Annotated in this window: 4 protein-coding genes and 1 pseudogene; 2 read left to right on the top strand and 3 right to left on the bottom strand. The window is 64.8% G+C overall.

What is annotated here, in order from left to right; genetic code table 11:
• A pseudogene (locus AB1K63_RS13025) lies at nt 1-1,758 on the bottom strand (hypothetical protein); the annotation flags it as partial.
• 374 nt (nt 1,759-2,132) lie between these two features.
• On the bottom strand, nt 2,133-3,731 hold the full coding sequence (locus AB1K63_RS13020; protein WP_366960737.1) for an AbgT family transporter: 1,599 nt from the start codon (nt 3,729-3,731) through the stop codon (nt 2,133-2,135).
• Nucleotides 3,732-3,923: 192 nt separating this feature from the next.
• Between AB1K63_RS13020 and AB1K63_RS13015 the strand changes: the two genes are divergently transcribed.
• Nucleotides 3,924-4,109 (top strand): DUF1328 family protein, encoded by a 186-nt coding sequence (locus AB1K63_RS13015; RefSeq protein WP_366960735.1) that lies wholly within the window; start codon nt 3,924-3,926, stop codon nt 4,107-4,109.
• Nucleotides 4,110-4,163: 54 nt separating this feature from the next.
• Complete coding sequence (locus AB1K63_RS13010; RefSeq protein WP_366960734.1) at nt 4,164-4,760, top strand: DUF2585 family protein; 597 nt, start codon at nt 4,164-4,166, stop codon at nt 4,758-4,760.
• Between the two features lie 179 nt (nt 4,761-4,939).
• Here AB1K63_RS13010 and AB1K63_RS13005 read toward each other — a convergent pair.
• A partial coding sequence (locus AB1K63_RS13005) for a YadA-like family protein (RefSeq protein WP_366960733.1) occupies nt 4,940-5,425 on the bottom strand: 486 nt, incomplete at its 5' end.

Here is a 5,425-nt window from a genome sequence, read left to right as displayed (position 1 = left end):
CAGCATCATTTGGTTGGCGCGGGTGGCGGTCGCGAGGTAGCCGAGGGCGAAGCTGTTGGCGAATGAAGCCGATGCCCTGTTGCCGAATGCCGTCGCCTGGATGCCTCCAGCATTGGCGAGAAGGCCGACAGCCAGAGAGTCCATGGCGTTCGCTTCCGCAAAGGTTCCGATGGCCGTCGCATTGTCTGCAGCGGCAATCGCTAGCCGCCCGACTGCATTGGCATTGCGTCCGCTTGCCACTGCACCGGTGCCGAAGGCAGAGGAATTAAGTGCCGACGAGACCGAGAAGGCTCCAATGGCGTTGCTATTACCGCCTGTCGCGATCGCGTTGCGTCCGATTGCGGTCGACTGGATACCTTCGGCCCGCGCAGCGGACCCGACGGCCGTGTCGCTTCGCTGGAGCGCTTGGGACTGGCGGCCAATCGCGGTCGAATTCTGTCCGGCTGCGATGGTCTGCTGACCGATTGCGACGCCGAACTGGCCTGACGCGGCGCTTTCGGTACCGAAGGCCAGTGCCGACTGGCCGGACGAGTTGGCATTCTGACCGATCGCCACGGCACTCTCGCCGCCCGAGTTCGCCGCCACGCCCAATGCTACCGATTGCGCGCCCGTTGCCGACGCGTCCGCACCGATTCCGTTGATTTCGAGGAACGGGTTCTCCAGCATCGCGACCGCTTCGTTGAGCTGCGAGATGTTGACCGCATCGGTATCGTCCACGCCCGCGGCCACGTTGACGATCCGTCGTTCGGCACCTGCCGCCCCGACGGAGATCGTATCGGCCTGGTCGGCGATCGAACCTGCGCCCAGCGCGACCGAATTGGCTGCCGAGGCGGACGCATCGCGGCCCAGGGCGACGGTGTCGGCGGCTGCCGAGGATCCCCGCCCGATGGCGACGCCGGCCGTATCGGCAAAGGTATCGCGTCCGATGGCGATGGCGTCCGTCGCATCGGCAACCGCGCCTAGCCCGTCCGCGTCGTCCGCGTCGCCACCGATAGCGATGGCACCTTCACCCGCGCCGGATGCGGCGTTTCCGATGGCGATCGCCTGATCGGCGAGCGCATCCGCGTCGTTGCCGAGCGCCACTGCATTGGTACCCGAAGCAGCGCTGGCCGCACCGAGCGCGGTCGAACCCACACCGGTTGCCGCGGCATCGCGTCCCAGAGCGGTCGCGTCCGTCAGCGTGGCGCTGGCCTGATAGCCGACCGCCGTGGCGCTGGAGCCGAGGGCTTGCGACCCCGTGCCCAGAGCCGTGCTTTTCTCGGCATCGGCGAGCGCCTCGTAGCCGAGCGAAGTCGCGTTGGTCGCAGTGGCACCGGCAAGGGCGCCGATCGCGGTCGAGTTCGCGCCGAGGGCATCGGCCTGAAAGCCGTAGGCGCTGGCATTGTCCGATCCGACGGCGCCGGCCGTCGCATCGACGCCGACGGCGGTCGAATTGTTTCCGGCCGCGGTAGCGCCGTCCAGATCTGCATCGTCGCTGCTGTCGGAACCGACCGCCACGGTGTTGTCGCCGGACGAGTTCGCATCCGTGCCGATCGCGGTGGAATCATCGCCATCGGCCTCGGCCCCTTCACCAAGGATGGTGGAGTCTTCCCCGCCGCCCTCGCACAGCAAATCGACGTCGAGGCCGAGCAGGCTGCCGAGCAAATTGCTGTTGATGTCGAGTACGCACTCCTGCGCCGAAGCTTCCTCGGCAGGATAGACGACCGCGATGCTTGCGGCGCCAGCGAGCAGTAGACCGATCTTCGAGATATTCGACATGCGATTTCTCCACGTTTGCAGATCGGGCCAGAGGGCGCGATCCGTTCATTTCAACGTGAATAATCGTCTATATAATCAGTAAAAAATATCTGAATGCTTTTTTATAACAAAGCTAAATTGGGTAATGCCGCCTAGTTGCTCGTATATATATTTGTACGTATGAGCATGTTTACCACCGATAAACTATCGGTATCTTGGTGCGAGCTGACTTTATTAAAGGTTAATACGGTGATAGGCAAGCCACCTCGCCGAAGAAATCGCCTGCGCGTCTCACGCGCCAAATAAATTTCCGACGCGGGCGTAGATCGAGCATCCTGCCATGCTCGCGGCATTCCGACTCGTGCGCTCAGGCCCGCGCCGGAGGGGTTGCAGTCCTATCCCGGATAATAGGTCGGCGATCCGGGGCCGACGGGCAGGCCGATCACGAACGTCCACACGTAGAAGAACACGCTCCACGCGGTGATGAAGAACATGGAGTAGGGCAGCATCATCGCGATCAGCGTACCGACGCCAAGGTCCTTCTGGTACCGCGTCGCCCAAGCCAGTATCAGCCCGAAATAGCTCATCATCGGCGTGATGACATTGGTTGTCGAATCCCCGATCCTGTAGGCCGCCTGGATCGCTTCGGGCGAGTATCCGATCAGCATGAGCATCGGCACGAAGATCGGTGCCGTCACCGCCCATTGCGCGCTGGCCGAGCCGAGCGACAGGTTGATCAGCCCGCACAGCAGGATGAAGAGGAAGAACACCACCGGGCCCGTCAGTCCCGTGTCCACAAGGAACTGGGCGCCGGTCACGGCGGTGATGCCCCCCAGGTTGGTCCAGCCGAAAAAGGCCACGAACTGCGCCGCGAAGAAGACCAGCACGATATAGAGGCCGAGCGAGGACAGGGCGCCCGCCATCGCGTCGATCACGTCCCGGTCCGATTTCATGGTCTTTGCCGCGCGGCCATAGGCATAGCCGATCGTGACGAAGAAGATCAGGATCCAGACGACGAAGCCGTCGAAGAACGGGGAGTCCATCCGGTCCCCCGTCTCCGCGTTTCGCAGGACTCCCCATTCGGGCCACAGCGTCAGGGCCATCAGGGCGAAGACCGCGAGCATCGCCAGCCCGGCCCAGCGCAGACCCTTGCGCTCCGTATTGTCCAGCGGCGTCATCATGCCTTCGTCCAGCACGTCGGGATCGGCTTTCGCCTTGTCGTATGCACCCAGTTGCGGTTCGACGATGTAGATCGAGACGAGGCTGCCGATCGCCGTGATCAGGAAGGTCGAAGCGAACATGAAGTACCAGTTCGCCGTTGCCAGCACCCGGTAATCCGGATCGATCAGCTGCGCTGCTTCCTGCGTGATCCCGGCCAGCAGCGGATCGATCGTCCCGATCAGCAGATTGGCGCTGTATCCGCCCGATACGCCGGCGAATGCCGCGGCCATGCCGGCCAGCGGGTGTCGGCCCAGCGCATAGTAGATCGCGCCTGCGAGCGGGATCAGGACGACATAGCCGACTTCCGACGCGGTGTTGGAAATGATCCCGGCGAACACGATGGCCACGGTAACCAGCTTGGGCGGGGCGCCCAGCACCATGGATCGCACCGCGGCGCTCAGCAGGCCGGACTTTTCCGCCACGCCCACGCCCAGCATCGCGACGAGCACAACGCCCAGCGGCGCGAAGCCGGTGAAGTTGTCGACCAGTCCGGTGAAGATGCGCCTGATCCCGTCCCCGTTCACCAGGCTGACCGCGCGGATCATCCCGTCTTCGGCCACGCCCGGCGCGCCCGCCGGTCGCGGATCGACCACCGCCAGGCCCATCCACCCGAACACCCCGGACAGCAGCACGATTCCCAGCGCCAGCAGGGCGAACAGCGTGACCGGATGGGGCAGCAGGTTGCCCAGCCATTCGACGCCATCCAGGAAACGCGTGAAGGCATTGCGCTTGCCGCGCTCATGCTGAGACGGGGAGGTGGGAAATTCGGTCATCGTGGCTCCGGTCGTTGGGCGGCGCGGGGCGCGCGAGGGCATCGGACCATTGCCTGCCCGCAAAATATGTGTCGGAGCAAGTGTCCGTGGTACACCTGCCAACAGGCACGAGCCCGGCTGAACCGGTCTTAAACGGTTCGCGCGTCGCCTTCCCGGTCGGAACGGCCAACGCGCTCGGCCATTCAAACTGTCATGATCAAGCTCGCTCTCATTTGCCTCCTCGTGGCCGCCGTCGCGGCGATCCTCGGTTTCGGCGGTCTCGCCGGCACGCTGGTGGATATCGCCATCGTCCTCGCCGTGATCGCGCTGGTGCTTTTCGCGGTCTTTCTCGTGCTCGGCCTCAAGGCGGGCAAGAAGGTCAGGGACAGCTTCGACTAGGAGAGCGCGTTTCGGCTTGCGGGGAAGGCCGTTCCATTGCACCCCGTCGCGTCGATGGGAGTCCTGATACCCGACCGCCGCACGGCCTTCGTGTCGATCGTCATCGCGATTGTCGCGGTGGGGATCCTCCTGGCGATGGACCGTCCGCCGATCTGCGAATGCGGTTATGTGAAACTGTGGCACGGCCGGATAAACGATGCCGGCAACAGCCAGCATATCGCCGACTGGTACACGCCCAGCCACATCATCCACGGGATGATCTTTTACGCGCTGGGCTGGTGGCTGTTCGCGCGCCGCGAGCCGGGCGGCAGCAAGGCCGTGCGCTGGGGCCTGCCGCTCGCCGTATTGATCGAGGCGGCGTGGGAGGTGCTCGAGAACACGCCCTTCGTGATCGACCGGTTCCGCTCGGTCACCGCCAATTTCGGCTATTCGGGCGACAGCGTGCTCAATTCGACTGCCGATATCGGCTGGATGGCGTTCGGCTTCTGGCTGGCGCTGCGCTTGCCGGTGAAGGTGACCGTGGCGCTGGCGGTGATTGCAGAACTGGTGGTCAGCCTGGTGGTGCGCGACGGCCTCGTGCTCACCATCGTCATGCTGCTGTTCCCGATCGACGCCATTGCCGACTGGCAGGCGGCCAGCACGCACGGTTAGCTGTCGCCGCGCATCCTCGCGCGATGGAAGCGGGTCCGCGCCGCGGACACGTCAGCAAACCGCAGGCGAGCAACCCAATCGGTTAAGCAAAGCTCCCCAGTATCGGTATCGGTGGATCCAAAATTCGATTGTCGGGGGCCCCGGGACGGCACAACGCGCCGCCCCGGGGTCGGGACCGATCAGAACCCGAAGGCGACGCCCACCCGTCCGCCGGTGGTATCGTCGGCGGTGGATCCGGCAACGCCGGCGGAGACGTAGATGCGCGGCGAAATGCGTGCGCTGACCGCGCCGGAGAAGCCCTGCTCGCCGCCGAAAGTGGAGGCATTGAGGCTGACCGAGACATTGGAGTCCGGCACGATCATGGTGCCGCCGAAAGCCATCGCCGCCGCGATGCCGCCGCGGGTGAACTCGTCGAGCTCCTGCAGCTGGAAATCGAGCTGGTCGACCCGGCCTTCGAGGGTGGCAACACGGCCGCTCAAGGCATCGAACTGCGCATCTGTGACTGCGGCGATCGGTGGTGCGCCGGGGAGGGCAAGACCGGTATCGTTCGACCGGGCGAGCGTACGGGTCCCGGTGGCGTTACCGCTGCTGGCAGGCGGTTCGGCGACGGTTGTTTCCTCGCCCCGGAGGACGACCTGCGCCCCCTCTGCTCCGCTACCGGCCCC

The sequence above is a fragment of the Qipengyuania sp. JC766 genome (assembly GCF_040717445.1).
Classification (GTDB): Bacteria; Pseudomonadota; Alphaproteobacteria; order Sphingomonadales; family Sphingomonadaceae; genus JC766.
This window is presented reverse-complemented; position numbering and strand designations above follow the sequence as displayed.

Excerpts from the sequence above, each read along its gene's own strand:
- AB1K63_RS13020 (WP_366960737.1), bottom strand. The coding sequence starts at position 3,731 with ATGACCGAATTTCCCACCTCCCCGTCTCAGCATGAGCGCGGCAAGCGC.
- AB1K63_RS13015 (WP_366960735.1), top strand. The coding sequence starts at position 3,924 with ATGATCAAGCTCGCTCTCATTTGCCTCCTCGTGGCCGCCGTCGCGGCG.
- AB1K63_RS13010 (WP_366960734.1), top strand. The coding sequence starts at position 4,164 with ATGGGAGTCCTGATACCCGACCGCCGCACGGCCTTCGTGTCGATCGTC.